A 1,511-nucleotide genomic window follows, 5' to 3' on the forward strand; every position below is an offset into this window, starting at 1 on the left:
CGTGAGGATCTCGTTGTCGCGGGTGCCGGGAAGCTCCAGTCCCAGCCGGTGCAGCAGCACATGGGTGATCTCGTGCGCCAGCGCGGCCCCGATGTCCCTGCGATGCGTACGGAAACGGTCGTTCAGCTCGATGAAGTACTCCGGCCCGGCGGTGAGTTCGACGCTCGCGGCGTGCTCCATCCGCCGGAAGCCGACGACGATACGGGCCTGCGGCAGCCGCAGGTGCTGGACCAGGGCGCCGGCCACCCGCTGGGCGCCGAGATACAGGTCGTCCACATCGGAGAAGGCCGCGTCGGCCGGGGCGAGGCTCGTCGCGTAGGCGTGCACACCGTCGGGGGAGACGCGGCGGTAGAGCGAGGTGATCGCGGACCGGACCGCTTCGAGGTGCGGGAACCCGTGGACGACCGGACCGCCGCCACTGCCGTCACTGCTGCCGTCGTTCACGTCCGAACCCCCATCAATGGCGCTCAACGGACCTTCACTCTAGGCCGGTCCGAGGAAAACCGGCCGATCCACGGAAAGTGATCTTGGCCGGAATCCCTGCCTTGTGACACCGGTGAGCGCTTCCCGATAATCGGATCGTTCTTGTCGAGGGCATGCCGAGATTTGCGCGGTGCGGGCCCCTGACCAGGACACGTACACCCGCACGCCTGCACCAGTAGTCCACCCCCCGGCCCCCCACACGAAAGCAGGCACAGCCGTGAAGCAGCTTCTGCGCACCCTCAAGAGATGCTCCGTCATAGCAGCGGTGGCACTCGCCACCCTCAGCCTCCAGCCGTCGAACGCCTCCGCCGCCCCCGCACCCGTCGTCGGCGGCACCCGCGCCGCCCAGGGCGAATTCCCCTTCATGGTCCGGCTCTCCATGGGCTGCGGCGGCGCCCTCTACAGCCCGACCATCGTGCTCACCGCCGCCCACTGCGTCAGCGGATCCGGCAACAACACCTCCATCACCGCCACCGGCGGCGTCGTCGACCTCCAGTCGTCCTCCGCCATCAAGGTCCGCTCCACCAAGGTCCTCCAGGCACCCGGCTACAACGGCGTCGGCAAGGACTGGGCACTGATCAAGCTCGCCCAGCCCATCAACCAGCCCACCCTGAAGATCGCCACCACCACCGCCTACGACACCGGCACCTTCACCGTCGCCGGCTGGGGCGCCGCCACCGAGGGCGGCGGCCAGCAGCGCTACCTCCTCAAGGCCAACGTCCCCTTCGTCTCCGACGCCACCTGCCAGCAGGCCTACGGCAGCGACCTCGTAGCCAGCCAGGAGATCTGCGCCGGATACGTCAGCACCGGTGGCGTGGACACCTGCCAGGGCGACTCCGGCGGACCCATGTTCCGCAAGGACAACGCCGGAGCCTGGATCCAGGTCGGCATCGTCAGCTGGGGCGAGGGCTGCGCACGGCCCGGCTACCCCGGCGTGTACACCCAGGTGTCGACCTTCGCCTCCACCATCGCCTCGGCCGCCTCCACCCTCTGATCCACCCCACCCCGCCGGACACCCGGGGGCGCCC

Annotated in this window: 1 protein-coding gene and 1 pseudogene; one reads left to right on the plus strand and one right to left on the minus strand. The window is 69.4% G+C overall.

Annotated elements, in window-relative coordinates:
- Positions 1 to 462: pseudogene (locus tag BFF76_RS30135) on the minus strand (hypothetical protein); the annotation flags it as partial.
- Positions 463 to 700: 238 nt separating this feature from the next.
- Between BFF76_RS30135 and BFF76_RS30140 the strand changes: the two are divergent.
- Entirely contained in the window at positions 701 to 1,477 is a 777-nt protein-coding gene (locus BFF76_RS30140) for a S1 family peptidase (RefSeq protein WP_031094388.1), read from the plus strand.
- Positions 1,478 to 1,511: the final 34 nt, after the last annotated feature.

This window comes from Streptomyces mutomycini (assembly GCF_001700505.1).
Taxonomy (GTDB): Bacteria; Actinomycetota; Actinomycetes; order Streptomycetales; family Streptomycetaceae; genus Streptomyces; species Streptomyces mutomycini.